This window comes from Dermacoccus sp. Ellin185, assembly GCF_000152185.1.
Taxonomy (GTDB): Bacteria; Actinomycetota; Actinomycetes; order Actinomycetales; family Dermatophilaceae; genus Dermacoccus; species Dermacoccus nishinomiyaensis.
Map to the genome: position 1 here is coordinate 20872 of NZ_AEIQ01000085.1, position 15811 is coordinate 36682.

Annotated in this window: 10 protein-coding genes and 1 tRNA gene; 10 read left to right on the forward strand and 1 reads right to left on the reverse strand. The window is 69.4% G+C overall.

All coding sequences use genetic code 11. The features are described from left to right. Window positions 1–70: 70 nt before the first annotated feature. On the reverse strand, window positions 71–3907 hold the full coding sequence (locus HMPREF0321_RS08725; protein ID WP_006946024.1) for a multifunctional oxoglutarate decarboxylase/oxoglutarate dehydrogenase thiamine pyrophosphate-binding subunit/dihydrolipoyllysine-residue succinyltransferase subunit: 3837 nt from the start codon (window positions 3905–3907) through the stop codon (window positions 71–73). Between the two features lie 298 nt (window positions 3908–4205). On the opposite strand from HMPREF0321_RS08725, the gene HMPREF0321_RS08730 reads away from it, so the two are divergent. The 10 genes from HMPREF0321_RS08730 to rpmE all read left to right on the forward strand — a co-directional run bounded on the left by HMPREF0321_RS08730 (window position 4206) and on the right by rpmE (window position 15714). Beyond that, window positions 4206–5558, forward strand: coding sequence for a hemolysin family protein (locus HMPREF0321_RS08730; protein ID WP_006946029.1), 1353 nt, complete (start codon window positions 4206–4208; stop codon window positions 5556–5558). Next, a complete protein-coding gene (locus HMPREF0321_RS08735) occupies window positions 5555–6661 on the forward strand; it encodes a hemolysin family protein (protein WP_006945979.1) in 1107 nt (368 codons plus the stop codon). Before HMPREF0321_RS08730 ends, HMPREF0321_RS08735 begins: the two co-directional genes overlap by 4 nt. Before the next feature lie 60 nt (window positions 6662–6721). Continuing rightward, window positions 6722–6793: transfer RNA gene (locus HMPREF0321_RS08740), tRNA-Arg, on the forward strand. Window positions 6794–7168: 375 nt separating this feature from the next. After that, entirely contained in the window at window positions 7169–7897 is a 729-nt protein-coding gene (locus tag HMPREF0321_RS08745) for a hypothetical protein (RefSeq protein WP_139023615.1), read from the forward strand. A 133-nt stretch (window positions 7898–8030) separates the two neighbouring features. Further along, window positions 8031–9398: a diaminopimelate decarboxylase gene (lysA, locus tag HMPREF0321_RS08750; RefSeq protein ID WP_006945981.1), complete on the forward strand. Its 1368-nt coding sequence runs from the start codon at window positions 8031–8033 to the stop codon at window positions 9396–9398. Window position 9399: 1 nt separating this feature from the next. Further along, window positions 9400–10752 carry a homoserine dehydrogenase gene (locus HMPREF0321_RS08755; RefSeq protein WP_006945877.1) on the forward strand — a complete coding sequence of 451 codons (1353 nt, stop codon included), beginning with the start codon at window positions 9400–9402 and terminating at the stop codon, window positions 10750–10752. 1 nt (window position 10753) lies between these two features. Then, window positions 10754–11857 (forward strand): threonine synthase, encoded by a 1104-nt coding sequence (gene thrC / locus HMPREF0321_RS08760; protein WP_006945957.1) that lies wholly within the window; start codon window positions 10754–10756, stop codon window positions 11855–11857. Window positions 11858–11859: 2 nt separating this feature from the next. After that, window positions 11860–12828 carry a homoserine kinase gene (locus HMPREF0321_RS08765; RefSeq protein ID WP_006946043.1) on the forward strand — a complete coding sequence of 323 codons (969 nt, stop codon included), beginning with the start codon at window positions 11860–11862 and terminating at the stop codon, window positions 12826–12828. Between the two features lie 336 nt (window positions 12829–13164). Next, on the forward strand, window positions 13165–15246 hold the full coding sequence (rho, locus tag HMPREF0321_RS08770; RefSeq protein ID WP_006945901.1) for a transcription termination factor Rho: 2082 nt from the start codon (window positions 13165–13167) through the stop codon (window positions 15244–15246). Window positions 15247–15498: 252 nt separating this feature from the next. After that, entirely contained in the window at window positions 15499–15714 is a 216-nt protein-coding gene (gene rpmE, locus HMPREF0321_RS08775) for a 50S ribosomal protein L31 (RefSeq protein ID WP_006945964.1), read from the forward strand. The last annotated feature ends 97 nt before the right edge of the window (window positions 15715–15811 follow it).

Consider the following 15811-nt stretch of genomic DNA (forward strand, 5'->3'; position numbering starts at 1 on the left):
GTGCCCACCCCGCGTGGGGGAGGGCACCGCTTCATCAGGAACGCACCATCAACGGCTGCTCACGTGAACCTCAGCGCGCGAACGCCTGCTCCATGAGCTCCGCGTTCTGCGCGGCGTGACGCTTGTTGTTGCCGGTCGCGGGCGACGCGGACGCCGGACGCGACACGACGCGCAGACGTCGCGTCTCGCCGTGGCTCTCGAGCAGGTCGGGCAGGTTGAAGTACATGAACGGCCAGGCGCCCTGGTTCTTCGGCTCGTCCTGCACCCACACGATCTCGGCGTTCGGGTACGCCGAGACCGCCTCGGCGATCTCCTTGGCCGGGATCGGCGCGAGCTGCTCGACACGCACGATGGCGGTCGTGTCGTCACCGCGCTTCTCACGTTCCGCCTCGAGGTCGTAGACCACGCGGCTCGAGGCGAGCAGCACCCGCTCGACCTTCGAACCGTCGAGCTGCTTCTGGTCCTTCAGCACCGGCTCGAACTGGCCCGAGGTGAAGTCGGCCGGCGAGCTCGTCGCGGCCTTCACGCGCAGCAGCTGCTTCGGCGTGAAGACGATGAGCGGCTTGCGCGGTCGCGCGTGCGCCTGGCGACGCAGCAGGTGGAAGTACGACGCCGGCGTCGACGGGTAAGCGATCGTCATGTTGTCCTCGGCGAACAGCTGCAGGAAGCGCTCGATGCGCGCCGAGCTGTGGTCCGGACCCTGACCCTCGTAGCCGTGCGGCAGCAGCAGCACGACGGAGCTGCGCTGCGCCCACTTCTGCTCCGAGCTCGAGATGAATTCGTCGATGATGGTCTGCGCACCGTCGACGAAGTCACCGAACTGCGCCTCCCACAGCACGAGCGCGTCGGGACGCTCGACCGAGTAGCCATACTCGAAGCCCATCGCGGCGTACTCGCTGAGCAGCGAGTCGTAGATCCACAGCCACGCCTGGTCATCCGTGAGGTAACGCAGCGGCGTCCACTCGTTGCCGTTCGCCTTGTCGATGAGGACGGCGTGACGCTGCACGAACGTGCCGCGTCGGGTGTCCTGACCGGACAGACGCACCGGCGTGCCGTCCATGAGTAGCGAACCGAACGCGATGAGCTCGCCCATGGCCCAGTCGATGCCGCCGTCCTTGACCATCGCCGTGCGACGCTCGAGCAGCTGCTTGAGCTTCGGGTGCAGCGTGAAGCCCTCCGGCGGGTTCGTCCACACCGCGCCGATGCGCTCGAGAGCGGCCTCGGTGATCGCGGAGGAACGGCCCGAGGAGTAGGCGCTCTTCGCGTCGTCCTCGAGCTGAGCGGACGGGCGCTCGAGGCCGCCGTGGCCCTCGGCGTCGGTGCCCTGGCTGGAATCGGACGAAGCGCTCTGCGCGGCGCTGTCGGCAGCGGCCTTCTTCGTCGCCTCCTTCGTCTCGACGAAGACGCGCTCGAGCTGCTGCTGGTAGTCCTTGAGCAGTTCGTCGGCACGCTCCTGGTCCATGTCGCCGCGGCCGACGAGGGCCTCGGCGTACAGGCGACGCACGGACTTCTTCGCCTCGATCAGCTTGTACATGAGCGGCTGCGTCATCGACGGGTCGTCGCCCTCGTTGTGACCGCGGCGGCGGTAGCACACCATGTCGATGACGACGTCCTTGTTGAACGTCTGGCGGTACTCGAACGCGAGTTCCGCGACGCGGACGCAGGCCTCCGGGTCGTCACCGTTGACGTGGAAGATCGGCGCCTGCACCATGCGCGCGACGTCCGTCGAGTACGTCGATGAACGCGACGAGCTCGGCGCGGTCGTGAAGCCGACCTGGTTGTTGATGACGACGTGGATCGTGCCGCCGGTTCGGTAGCCGCGCAGCTGCGACAGGTTCAACGTCTCGGCGACGATGCCCTGGCCCGCGAACGCGGCGTCGCCGTGGAGCAGGATCGGCAGCACCGTGAACGCCGTGCCGGCGAGGTTGATGCGGTCCTGCTTGGCACGGGCGATGCCCTCGAGCACCGGGTCGACGGCCTCGAGGTGGCTCGGGTTGGCGGCGAGGTAGACCTTCGTGTGGTTGCCCTCATCGGAGACGAACTCGCCCTCGGTGCCGAGGTGGTACTTGACGTCACCGGAGCCCTGCACCGAGTTGGGAGCGGCGGTGCCCTCGAACTCGCGGAAGATCTGGCCGTACGACTTGCCCGCGATGTTGGCGAGCACGTTGAGACGGCCACGGTGCGGCATGCCGATCGCGGCCTCTTCGAGGCCGGCGTCCGCGGCCTCCGACAGGATGCGGTCGAGGATCGCGATGACGGACTCGCCGCCTTCGAGGCTGAAGCGCTTCTGGCCGACGAACTTCGTCTGCAGGAACGTCTCGAACGCCTCGGCCTGGTTGAGCTTGCGCAGGATGCGCTCCTGCTCGTCCGACGTCGGCTTCGAGTACGTCTTCTCCAGCTTGTTCTGCATCCAGGCCCGCTCCTCGGGGTTCTGGATGTGCATGTACTCGACGCCGACCGTGCGGCAGTACGAGTCACGCAGGATGCCGAGGATCTTGCGCAGCTTGAGGAAGTTGGCGCCGCCGAAACCGCCCGTGGCGAACGTGCGGTCGAGATCCCACAGCGTCAGGCCGTGGCTCGTGACGTCGAGGTCGGGGTGACGACGCTGCTTGTACTCGAGCGGGTCGGTGTCGGCCATGAGGTGACCGCGCACGCGGTAGGCGTGGATGAGCTCCTGCACGCGCGCGACCTTGTTGATGTCGTCGTCGTGGTTGGCGGAGATGTCCTGCACCCAGCGCACCGGCTCGTAGGGGATGCGCAGCGACTCGAAGATCTCGTCGTAGAAGTTGTTCTCACCGAGCAGCAGCTGGTGGATCTGACGCAGGAACTCCCCGGACGTCGCACCTTGGATGATGCGGTGGTCGTAGGTCGAGGTGATCGTCAGGATCTTGCTGACGGCGTTACGGTTGAGCGTCTCCTCGCTCGCGCCCTGCCACTCGGCGGGGTAGTCGAGCGCGCCGACACCGATGATGGCGCCCGCGCCCTTCATCAGACGCGGCACCGAGTGCACCGTGCCGATGCCCCCGGGGTTGGTCAGCGAGATCGTCGTGCCCGCGTAGTCCTCGAGCGTCAGCTTGTTGTTGCGCGCCTTCTTGACCATCTCTTCGTACGCGGCCCAGAACTGCGCGAACGTCATCGCCTCGGCGCCCTTGATCGACGGCACGACGAGCGTGCGCGAACCGTCGGGCTTCTGCAGGTCGATGGCGAGGCCGAAGTTGATGTGCCCCGGCTGGTGCAGGACGGGCTTGCCCTTCTCGTCGACCGAGAGGGAAGCGTTCATCTCCGGCATGACGCGCAGCGCCTTGATGATGGCGTAGCCGATGATGTGGGTGAAGCTCACCTTGCCGCCGCGGCCGCGGGCGAGGTTCGAGTTGATGACGATGCGGTTGTCGATCAGCGCCTTCGCAGGGACGGCGCGGACCGACGTCGCGGTCGGGACCTCGATCGAGGCCTCCATGTTCTGCACGATCTTGGCGGCGATGCCCTTGAGCGGGGTGTCCTTGTCGTCCGCCGCCGGCACGTCACCGAGGGCGCCGTCGCCCTGGTCGCGCGGCGTCGGCAGCGGTGTGTGGCCCTCGGCCTGCTTCGGGTCGAGCTTCTGCGGCTCGCTCTCGGCGGTGCGCGTCGGCTCGGCGGCCTGCTGTGCAGGCGCCTCCTGCTGGTCGCGCGGTGCCTCGGCGGCCATCGGCTTCTCGGTTCGGGGAGCGGCCTTCGCGCCCGAGCCCGACGTGGACGTGGAGGCCGGCGCCGAGGAGTTCGACGAGCCCGGCTGATAGGTCGCGAAGAACTCCTGCCATGCGGCATCCACGGAGTTCTTGTCCTTGCTGTACTGCTCGAAGAGTTCCTCGACGAGCCACTCGTTCGCGCCGAAGTCGTCGTGCTCAGAGCTGGGGGACTGGGATGACACGCAGATGCGCCTCTTTCATTCGCGTCGATTCACGTACACGTGCGGGAGGCGTCCCGTTGCCCCCGCCATGACGCGGCGCGTGGCCGTGTCAGGCAGGAGCGAGGTGAACCACTCCACTGCCGTGTGGTACACGGCATACGTTGCCACCCTATCGCTCCCGCGCCGCCGCCGCGAGAGGCGGTCGGTGGTGAGGTGGCCCACCCCGGCGCGAGACTGCGCGGGCCTCGCCGGTCGAGGCCAGCCCGGGAGGTGGAACGAGCCCGGTGAACGGCTGCGCCCGTGGTAATTTCACTGCGTCATGACGCAGTGGATATTGATCCTCCTCGGAGTTGTCCTCACGCTCGGAACGGCACTGTTCGTCGCCACCGAGTTCTCTCTCGTCGCGCTGGATCGTCACTCCGTCCAGCGCGCCATCGACGACGGCGACGAACGCGCCCGCCCCGTCCTCGCCTCGCTGCGCGGGCTGTCGACGCAGCTGTCGGCCGCGCAGGTCGGCATCACCCTCACGACGCTGATCCTCGGCTTCATCGTCGAACCCAGCGTCGGTGCGTTGCTGCGCACCCCGTTGGCGGCCATCGGCGTCACCGGCGGCGCGGCCTCGGCGACCTCGACCGTCCTCGCGATGGTTCTCGCCTCCGCCTTCTCGATGATCTTCGGTGAACTCGTCCCGCAGTTCCTTGGTATCTCCGCGCCTCTTCGCGTCGCCAAGATCGTCGCGCGGCCCGTACAGGTGTTCGCCGCCCTCTTCAAGCCGCTCATCGTCGTGCTCAACGGATCGGCGAACCTGCTGCTGCGCTCCATGGGCATCGAACCGCAGGAGGAACTGTCCGCCGCCCGCACGCCGCAGGAGCTGAGCTCCATGGTGCGTCGCAGCGCCGAGGCCGGCACGATCGAGGAGGGCACCGCGCACCTGCTGACGCGCTCGCTCAACTTCGGTGAGCGCACCGCGTCCGACGTCATGAGCCCGCGCGTGCGCTGCGAGGCCGTCGATCGCGACGCGACGGCGGATGACGTCGTCCGGCTAGCGAGGTCGACGGGCCACTCGCGCTTCCCGGTGCTGGGGGAGGACTGGGACGACGTCCACGGTGTCGTCCACGTCAAGAAGGCCATCGCCGTGCCCGTCGAACGCCGCGGCGATGTGCCCGTCACCGCTCTCATGGTCAAGCCGACTTTCGTGCCCGAGACGATCACGCTCGAACCGCTGCTCGTGCTCCTGCGTGGCGCGGGGCTGCAGCTCGCCATCGTCATCGATGAGTACTCCGGAACCTCGGGCCTGGTGTCGCTCGAGGACGTCATCGAAGAGATCGTCGGTGAGGTCAGCGACGAGCACGACAAGCTGCACGACGCGAGCCGTCACCTGCCCGACGGGTCCTGGACGGTGCCCGGGCTGTGGCGCCCCGACGAGGTCGTCGATCGCATCGGCGCGCCCGTGCCCGACGATCGCGCCTACGAGACGCTCGGTGGTTACGTCATGCAACAGGTCGGCCGCATTCCCGAGGTCGGGGACGAACTCATGCTGCCGGGATGGCGCCTGCGCGTCGTGTCGATGGACGGCCGGCGCGTCAACCGCGTCCGGTTCACCCCGGCGGTGCAGGGGCAGTCGATGGACGATGTCATCGGCGGCGCAACCCGGGCCGGTGAGGCCCGATGATGCTCTGGATCTCGCTCCTGCTGCTGCTCGGCAACGCGTTCTTCGTGGGCGCCGAGTTCGCCGTCATGGCAGCGCGGCGCTCGCAGCTCGAACCGATGGCCGCGGAGGGCTCGAAGCGCGCCTCTGCGGCGTTGGAGGCCCTCGAGAACGTCGCCTCGCTGCTCGCCTGCGCGCAGCTCGGCATCACGGTCTGCTCGGTGCTGCTGGGTGCCGTCGCCGAGGACGCGGTGCACCACCTCATCGCCGGCCCCCTCGAGGCGACGGGCATGCCGGACGGGCTGACGCACGTCGTCAGCCTGCTGCTCGCGCTGCTCATCGTCGCGTACTTCCACGTCGTGCTCGGTGAGATGGTGCCGAAGAACCTCGCCATCGCCGGGCCCGACCGGGCAGCGTTGCTGCTCGCGCCCGCACTGCTGTGGGTGACGAAGGCGATCCGCCCGCTCGTCACGGTGCTCGAGAACGTCAGCAAGGCCATCGTGCGACGCATGGGCATCGAACCGCAGGACGAGGCGGCCTCGACGTTCTCGACCGAGGAGGTCGAGATGATCGTCGAGGAGTCGCACCGAGAGGGTCTGCTCGAGTCGGGGCAGGAGCGCCGCGTGCGTGAGGCGCTGGAGTTCACCGACAAGGTCGCGAGCGACGTGGCCGTGCCGCTCGACTCGCTCGTCACGCTCTCGTTGGGCGCGACGCCCGCCGATGTCGACGCGATGGTCGCCAAGCACGGGTTCTCGCGCTTCCCGGTCATGACGACGTCGGGGGAGCTGCGCGGTTACATCCACCTCAAGGACGTGCTGTACGCGCAGGACGAGGCGTACACCGAGCCTGTTCCGCCGCGCCGCATCCGGCTGCTCGCGACGGTGCGTCCCGGGGACGAGGTCGAGGACGTGCTCGTCACGATGCAGAACTCGGGCGCGCACCTCGCGCGCGTCGTCGGTGACGACGGGCGCACGAGCGGTGTCGTGTTCCTCGAGGACGTGCTCGAGGAACTCGTCGGCGAGGTCGCGGACGCGACGCAGCGCTTCGACGCGCGCGCGTTGGCCGGAGCGTCGCGGGCCGAGTCGGCGTCGGTCGTCCGGGCTGACCAGGCGCGCCCGCGCGCGTGATGGTGCCCGCCGTCGCCGGGAACTGCTGGTAAGGTTTCGTCTCGCGCTCCTGGAGCGCATGCCCCCTTAGCTCAGGGGATAGAGCACCGCCCTCCGGAGGCGGGAGCGCAGGTTCGAATCCTGCAGGGGGCACAAGACGAACGGAGGCCCGATCCATCCGCGCGAAGCGCGGCCGGATCGGGCCTCCGTTCGTCTTGTATCAAGCTCGAAGGATTCGGGAGGACGACGAGCGTAGCGAGGAGGGCGGGTCCTGCAGGGGGCGTTGTCGCGGCCTGCGATCAAGCCGGCGTGGCATACCCTGGCCCGGTGATGTCGGCAGATCCTTGGGTAGCGCTGGATCGCGACGTCGGGGTGTCTGTCTTTTTTTCCGTGGATGCCGACGGGCGGGTCGTCACCCCTGCGCCGCGTGTCGCGGCGTCGCGTGAGCGCTCCGCCACCGATCGAGATGACTTGGGCAGGGCTCAGCGGATCGCCGCACTCATCACCGCGCACCTGGGGCTATCGGCTGTGGCTCGACCCTCTGGCGGAAACGTCGAGGTCGACCTGTCGTCGGACGGGTGGCTCGGTCGCTGCGGGGCCGAGACGGGCATCATCGCCGGCGCGGCCACAGACGTCCGCCGCGCCCGCCCGCCGCTGCGCTCCTTCGGCCAGAGCCTCACCTGGGACGCCGTCGCACAGGACATCGGCCTCGACGCGCTCGTGTGGGCGTCGCTGCTCAGTGCGTCCAAGACGCCACCGCTGACGTTGGGGCAGCGCCTCGACGACCTGTCGAGCCGCCGCGACGCGAACCCCCTCGCTCGTGCCCGCCGTGCCCAGGCAGCCGCGATGAGACGGCTCGAGGCCGCGACCGGACTGCTCGACAGCGGCGCCCTTGACGCCGACACCTTCGACGTAGAGCCCCTGGCCTACGGAGACGGCGCCGACACCCCGGCCCGCGACGACCTCGCCGTCGACGGTTCTGCCGCTCTCTCTCGTTCGCCGGACGGTGGGGACCACGTCACCCCCGCACCGTTGCGGGTGGCTGTTTTCCTCACCTCGCGGGCGTTTCACGACGCGGCGCGCACCGGCCGCACCCGTCCTGCGTTGCTCGCGATCGACGATCTGGCGGTGGGGATGCTGCGTCACGTCGAGGCTGCGCCCGTCACGCGGACGGATGTGCCCGCGCTGAGCGCGGCCCGTAGCATCGTGCGAGAAACCCTGGATGCTGCCGGCGTCGCAGCGCCCGTGCCGTACTGAACGCGTCGATCCTCGATGCGGCCGGCGGCAGTGGGCGTGCGATCGCTGCGGGTCCGATCCGCGCGCAGCGGGGGCTGCCGGGCCGTCTCGGCGCAGCGCCGTCCCCCTCGCGAGAAGGCAGCAAGGAGACCACGTGAGCGTCAGGTCGGCCGCCCCCACGGGCGCCCTCGAGCAGATCGTGTGGCCGCGCACCGCGCGCCGCCGTGATGACGGCGTCGTCGAGATCGCCGGCATCGGCCTCGACGAGATCGCCGAACGCTTCGGCACGCCGGCGTACGTCATCGACGAGGCCGACGTCCGCAGCCGAGCCCGTGCCTACCGTGAGGCGTTCGCGCGTGCGTTCGCGGCCATCGGCACCCAGGCGGACGTGTACTACGCGGGCAAGGCGTTCCTGTCGTCGCACGTCGCGCAGTGGGTCACCGAGGAGGGGCTGCGCCTCGACGTCTGCTCGGGGGGTGAGCTCGCGATCGCGAAGAAGGCGGGCGTGCCGGGCGAGAACATCGGCATGCACGGCAACAACAAGGGCGTCGCCGAGATCGACGACGCCCTCGCGTACGGCGTCGGGCGCATCGTCGTCGACTCGTTCGAGGAGATCGACCGCGTCGCCGACGCCGCTGCGCGCCACCACATCACGGCGCCTGTCATGATCCGCGTCAAGCTCGGCGTCGAGGCGCACACTCACGAGTTCATCGCGACGGCGCACGAGGACCAGAAGTTCGGTTTCTCCGCCGCCGACGGCCAGATCGGTGACGCCGTCGCCCGCGTCCTCGCCCGCCCGGAGCTTCACCTGCTCGGCTTCCACAGCCACATCGGCAGCCAGATCTTCGAGTCCGCCGGCTTCAAGGAGGCCGCGACGCGCCTCATCGCCCTGCAGTTGCAGGTCGCGAAGGAGCACGGCGTCGAACTGCCGGAGCTCGACCTCGGCGGCGGTTTCGGCATCGCCTACCTGCCCAGCGACGCACCGCTCGACCCCGCCGAGATGGCGACGCAGCTCGCCGGCATCGTGCGCGAGGCGTGCCAGAACGCCGACGTCCCGGTGCCGCGCGTCTCGATCGAGCCGGGCCGCAGCATCGTCGGCCCCGGCGGCGTGACGCTCTACCGCGTCGGCACGGTGAAGCTCGTTCAGGCGAGCGACGACCTCGTGCGCACGTACGTCAGCGTCGACGGTGGCATGAGCGACAACGCGCGCCCCGCGCTCTACCAGGCCGACTATCACGCGGCGCTCGCGAACCGCGGCGGCAGCGACGAGCTGACGCCGACCCGCGTCGTCGGCAAGCACTGTGAGAGCGGCGACGTCGTCGTGCGCGACATCGACTTCCCGTCCGACACCCGTGACGGCGACCTCGTCGTCGTCGCCGCGACCGGCGCCTACTGTCGTGCGCTGGCCTCGCAGTACAACCACGTCCCGCGCCCACCCGTCATCGCGGTCGCGGACGGCGACGCTCGCGTGCTGCTGCGCCGCGAGACGATCGACGACCTGCTCGCCCTCGAAGGGGAATGACATGACCACCACCGCATTCGCCATGCCGTCCGACTCGACGACCCCGCGCGAGCCGATCACGATCGCGCTGCTCGGCAGCGGCGTCGTCGGCACGTCCGTCGCCCGCGAGCTGACCCAGAACGCCGCCGATTTCGAGGCCCGTATCGGTGCGCCGCTGCAGATCGTCGGCGTCGCGGTGCGCGACACGCGCAAGGACCGCTCGGAGACGGGCCTGCCGGCCGACGCCTTCACGACGGACGCGCAGGCGCTCGTCGACGGTGCCGACATCGTCGTCGAGCTCATGGGTGGTGACGAGCCCGCCAAGAGCCTCATCACGCGCGCTCTGAGCAACGGCTCGAGCGTCGTCACGGCCAACAAGGCCCTGCTCGGCAGCGATGGCCCGGAGCTGTACCAGCTCGCGATGGATCACGGCGTCGACCTGTCCTACGAGGCCGCCGTCGCGGGCGCCATCCCGCTCATCCGTCCGTTGCGCGAGTCGCTCGCGGGCGATGGGGTGACGAAGGTGCTCGGCATCGTCAACGGCACGACGAACTTCATCCTCGACAAGATGCACCGCACCGGCGCCGACCTGCGGGACGTGCTCGCCGAGGCGCAGGAGCTCGGTTACGCCGAGGCGGACCCGACGGCCGACGTCGAGGGTTACGACGCGCAGGCGAAGGCCGCCATCCTCGCCTCCCTCGCGTTCCACACGCGCGTGCGCACGAGTGACGTGCACGTCGAGGGCATCATGAACATCACGGCGGAGGACATCACCGCCGCACGCCGCGCGGGCTGCGTCATCAAGCTGCTCGCGATCGCCGAGAAGGTCGAACGCGGCGAGGCAGACGGGGGAGCGGGCGTCAACGTCCGCGTCCACCCCGTCCTGCTGTCGCGCTCGCACCCGCTCGCGAGCGTGCATGAAGCTTTCAACGCGGTCTTCGTCGAGACGAAGCTCGCCGGGGAGCTGATGTTCTACGGCCGCGGGGCGGGCGGCGACCCGACGGCGTCAGCCGTCCTCGGCGACATCGTCCAGGCCGCGCACCACCGCGTCACCGGCGGGCGCGGTTCGGGGGAATCGGCCTATGCCGACCTGCCGATCCTGCCGATCGGCGAATCCCTGACGCGTTACGTCGTGCGCGTCGAGGTCGCCGACGAACCGGGCGTTCTCGGGCGCGTGACGAGCGCGTTCGGCGAGCATGGCGTCTCCATCGAGAGCATGCGCCAGGGCGTGCGCCGCTCCGAGGATGGCCTCGCCTCCCTCACCTTCATGACCCACCAGGCACCGGAGGCCGCGCTCGCGGCCACGGTCGACTCGATCAAGAAGCTCGCGGACGTCGACTGCGTCTCGTCCGTGCTTCGCGCAGAAGGAAACTGACATGGCTCACCTGTGGCGCGGCGTCATCACCGAGTACGCCGAACGACTTCCGATGCTCGACGGTGCTCCCGTCGTCACGCTCGGGGAGGGCGGCACTCCGCTCATCCCGGCGGAGAAGCTGAGCGAGCGGGTCGGTGCGCGCGTGTTCGTCAAGTACGAGGGCCTCAACCCGACCGGTTCGTTCAAGGACCGCGGCATGACGACGGCGATGTCGATGGCCGCGAAGAACGGCGCGAAGGCCGTCATCTGTGCCTCCACGGGCAACACGTCCGCCTCCGCCGCGGCCTACGCGACGAAGGCCGGCATGACGTGCGCCGTCCTCGTGCCCGACGGCAAGATCGCGATGGGCAAGCTCAGCCAGGCTATCGCGCACGGCGCGCAGCTGCTGCAGGTCGACGGCAACTTCGACAACTGCCTCGACGTCGCGCGCAAGCTTGCCGAGAGCTACCCCGTAGAGCTCGTCAACTCCGTCAACCCGGCCCGCATCGAGGGCCAGAAGACGGCCAGCTTCGAGATCGTCGACGCGCTCGGCGACGCGCCCGACATCCATGTCCTGCCCGTCGGCAACGCCGGCAACATCACGGGTTATTGGAAGGGCTACCGCGAGTACGCGGCGCCGTTCACGACCGCCAACGGCCGCGAGCTCGCCGCCGTCGCGACGAAGACCCCGGCGATGTGGGGCTTCCAGGCCGAGGGCGCCGCGCCGCTCGTCGCGGGCCACCCGTTCGACGAGCCGGAGACGATCGCAACGGCCATCCGCATCGGCAACCCCGCATCGTGGAGGCAGGCCGAGCAGGCCCGCGACGACTCGGGCGGCGTCATCGACGCCGTCAGCGACGACGAGATCCTCGCCGCGCACCGCATCCTGTCGAGCGAGGAGGGCATCTTCGTCGAACCGGCGTCGGCCGCCTCGATCGCCGGGTTGCTCAAGATGAGTGACGCGGGCCGCGTGCCCGCGGGCGCGACGATCGTCTGCACCGTCACCGGGCACGGCCTGAAGGATCCGCAGTGGGCCCTGCGCGGCGCCGACGGCGACGACATCCAGCCCGAGCGCGTCTCCGCCGACGCCTACTCCGTGGCGCGCGCGCTCGGCCTCGACGCCTGACGATGGCCCGTTCGCTCAGCGCCTCCCGCCTCCGGCCGAGCCGCACGCCTCAGGTCGGGTCGACGGCGCACGTTCGCGTGCCCGCGAGCACGGCGAACCTCGGGCCGGGTTTCGACTCGATCGGCATGGCCCTCGACGTCTGGGACGACGCGCGCGCCGAGGTGACGGACGGCGGCCTCGTCGTCGACGCGCGCGGCAGCGGCGCCGGTGAGGTGCCGCTCGACGGCTCGCACCTTGTCGTGCGCTCGATGGGGGCGGCATGGGAAGCGCTCGACGTCGCGCCGCCCGCAGGGCTGGAGCTGAGGTACACAGGCGCCGTGCCGCACTCGCGCGGCCTGGGCAGTTCGGCGACGGCGATCGTCGCGGGCGTCGCGCTCGCGACGGCGCTCGCCGGGCACGATCTCGACGACGCCGCGACGCTCGCGTTCGTCAATGACGTCGCCTCGAGCATCGAGGGCCACCCCGACAACGCGTCGGCCTCCGTCTACGGCAGCGTGACGGTGAGCTGGGCCGACGTGCTCGAGGGCCCCGACGCGCCGCGCGACTGGCACACCGCCGTCCTGCGCCCGCACCCCGATGTCGTGCCCGTCGTCATCGTCCCGGCGCAGCGCCTGTCGACGGCGACGGCTCGCACCGCGTTGCCCGAGAGCGTCCCGCTCGCCGTGGCAGCGCGCAATTCGGGGCGCGCAGCGCTGCTGGCTCACGCGATCACCACCGAGCCGTCGCTACTCATGCCCGCGACGCTCGATGCCCTGCACCAGGAGCAGCGCCGTTCGGCCTACCCGGATTCGATGGCGCTCGTCGACGCGCTGCGTGACGCCGGCGTCCCCGCCGTCATCTCGGGCGCGGGTCCGACGGTGCTCGCGCTGGCATCACGTTTCGCCCTGAGCGCGGTGCACGATGTCGCTGGGGGCGGCGAGGTGCTCGAACTGAGCGTTCCGACGCGCGGAATCACCCCCATGTCGCGCTGATCCGCCGCCGGGTGTACCGTTTTGGTGCACCCGGGTGGTGCTCGAGTTCGACCATGCCACACGACGCGACGCTGTCGTCGCGCCAGGCCCGTGACCTCTGGGTCACCGTTCTCGCCTCAGCCTCGCTGCAGGTCATCATTCGCTTCCAGGTGCGCTGTTCCCGTCTGTGCTGTCATTCCGACGGCGGGAACCAGGGGTCTGATCTGAACGGCCCCTGAACTTCATCCCGCCCGCGCTCTTCGTCGCGGGCCGAACGAGGGGGAAGGAACCTTCGTGTCAGAACAACCGTCTGCGCCCGCCCCGGCCCAGAGCAGCCCGCGCGGAGCGCTCTCCGCGATGCGTCTCGACGAACTCAAGCAGCTCGCGCAGAGCATGGGCATTCCCGGCATCTCCAAGATGCGCAAGGTCGACCTCGTGACGGCGATCCGCGCCGCGCGCGCCGAGGCCAACGGTGTCGGCGGCAGCCGCGCCAAGGCCGCGGGCGTCACCTCGACCGCTCCGACGGCCCGTCGCGCCACGAGCGAGCAGGCCGAGGCTGCGCCGTCTGCCACCGAGGCGCCCCGCCGTGAGCAGGGCGACGCTCCGGCGCCGCAGGATGACGAGCCCGGCCGCGCCACTCGTGACGCCGGCGCCCGCGAAGGCGACGCTGCCTCCCGCGAGGGTGAGCGTTCCACGCGCGACGAACAGGAGCAGCCGCGCGAGCAGCGCACCCGTCGTGGCCGCCGCGGTGGCGAGGAGCGCAAGCGCGCCTCCGAGAACTCAGGTTCCGACCAGGGCGACGCTCAGCGTGAAGGTGCCGCGCAGGACACCGGCTCCGAGAACGACGCCGATGGCAAGACCGTCGATGGCAAGAACGTCGACGCCAAGGACGACGCCTCGAACGGCGAGAGCCGTGGCCGTCGTGACGGCGAACGCGACGAGCGTCGTCAGCGCCGCGAGAACGGCTCGAACGAGCCCTCCGGTGACAAGAACTCCGACGGCGACGTTCGCCGCGAGCGTCGCGACAACAGCGACAGCGCCTCGGGCGAGAACGGCCGCGACAAGCGCGACAACCGCGACTCCGGCAACAACAGCGGCAACGGCGGCTCCAACCGTCGCGAGCGCAACAACGAGCGCAACCACAACAACGATGACGACGAGCGCGGTGGCCGTCGTCGCCGTCAGCGCGGCCGCGACCGCGACCGCGACCGGGGCGAGCGCGGCAACAACCGTCGCGGGCGCAACCGCGACTACGACGACGACGCTCCCGAGGTGCGCGAGGACGACGTCCTCATCCCCGTCGCGGGCATCGTCGACGTCCTCGACAACTACGCCTTCGTGCGCACGACCGGTTACCTCGCCGGCCCGACGGACGTCTACGTCCCGATGAACATCGTGAAGAAGAACGGGCTGCGCAAGGGTGACGCCGTCACCGGCGCGGTGCGTGCGCTGCGCGAGGGTGAGCAGTTGCCGGCGCGTCAGAAGTTCAACGCGCTCGTGCGTCTCGACTCCGTCAACGGCATGACGGTGGAGCAGGCGAAGAAGCGTGTCGAGTTCGGCAAGCTGACGCCGCTGTACCCGCAGGAGCGCCTGCGTCTCGAGACGACCCCGAACGTGCTGACGACTCGCATGATCGACCTCGTCTCGCCTGTCGGCAAGGGCCAGCGTGGCCTCATCGTCGCCCCGGCGAAGGCGGGCAAGACGATGGTCATGCAGTCGATCGCCAACGCGATCACGACGAACAACCCCGAGTGCCACCTCATGGTCGTCCTCGTCGACGAGCGTCCCGAAGAGGTCACAGACATGCAGCGCGCGGTCAAGGGTGAGGTCATCGCCTCCACCTTCGACCGTCCGGCGACGGACCACACGACGGTCGCGGAGCTCGCCATCGAGCGTGCCAAGCGCCTCGTCGAGATGGGCCATGACGTCGTCGTGCTGCTCGACTCGATCACGAAGCTCGGGCGTGCCTACAACCTCGCCGCCCCGGCGAGCGGTCGCATCCTGTCCGGTGGTGTCGACTCGGCCGCGCTGTACCCGCCGAAGAAGTTCTTCGGTGCGGCGCGCAACATCGAGAACGGCGGCTCGTTGACGATCCTCGCGACGGCTCTCGTCGAGACGGGTTCGAAGATGGACGAGGTCATCTTCGAGGAGTTCAAGGGCACCGGCAACATGGAGCTCAAGCTCGACCGTCAGCTCGCGAACCGCCGCATCTTCCCGGCCGTCGACGTCAACAACTCGTCGACGCGTCGCGAGGAGATCCTGCTGTCGGGCGAAGAGCTCAAGATCATGTGGAAGCTGCGTCGCGTGCTCGCCGCCCTCGACCAGCAGCAGGCTGTCGAACTGCTCATCGACCGCCTCAAGAAGACGAAGAGCAACGTCGAGTTCCTCATGCAGGTGCAGCAGACGTCGAACATCAAGCTCGACGACGAGGACAACTGATCCACGTCTGAAGGCGCCTGACGACGTCACCGGACGACGTCACCTGACGACGCCCCCGAGACCCGACGCCCCTGCGGCGAGTGGTCACGGGGGCGCTCGTGTCGGGCGGGGTGGCGGCGGGAATGATTCGTCCCACCTCGATGTTTTGAACCATGTCAGGCGATCTGGCAAGATTGTTTGTTGGCTTCCGGTTCACGTCCACCATCCCGGTGATGACGACCCGGCGGCATCCTCAACAGCTAGGAGAACCCCGTGAAGAAGAACCTTCACCCCGAGTACACCGCCACGACGGTGTCCTGCACCTGCGGCAACACGTTCGAGACGCGCAGCACGTCGAAGAGCGACAAGATGAACGTCGAAGTGTGCTCCAACTGCCACCCCTTCTACACCGGCAAGCAGAAGCTCATGGACACGGGTGGTCGTGTCGCCCGCTTCCAGGCTCGCTACGGCAAGAAGGACGCCAAGTAGTCTTCGCACCGCGCCGACCCCAGCCCATCAGGGCGGGGTCGGCGTTTTGCATCCCCGTGGACGCCGCCTGCCGGCGCTGCGCCCCCATCACCTCAGT

What these genes read in the sequence shown, in the direction of transcription:
- thrC (WP_006945957.1), top strand. Translation starts at nt 10,754, where the DNA reads ATGGCTCACCTGTGGCGCGGCGTCATCACCGAGTACGCCGAACGACTT.
- rho (WP_006945901.1), top strand. Translation starts at nt 13,165, where the DNA reads ATGCGTCTCGACGAACTCAAGCAGCTCGCGCAGAGCATGGGCATTCCC.
- HMPREF0321_RS08730 (WP_006946029.1), top strand. Translation starts at nt 4,206, where the DNA reads ATGACGCAGTGGATATTGATCCTCCTCGGAGTTGTCCTCACGCTCGGA.
- HMPREF0321_RS08735 (WP_006945979.1), top strand. Translation starts at nt 5,555, where the DNA reads ATGATGCTCTGGATCTCGCTCCTGCTGCTGCTCGGCAACGCGTTCTTC.
- HMPREF0321_RS08755 (WP_006945877.1), top strand. Translation starts at nt 9,400, where the DNA reads ATGACCACCACCGCATTCGCCATGCCGTCCGACTCGACGACCCCGCGC.
- HMPREF0321_RS08765 (WP_006946043.1), top strand. Translation starts at nt 11,860, where the DNA reads ATGGCCCGTTCGCTCAGCGCCTCCCGCCTCCGGCCGAGCCGCACGCCT.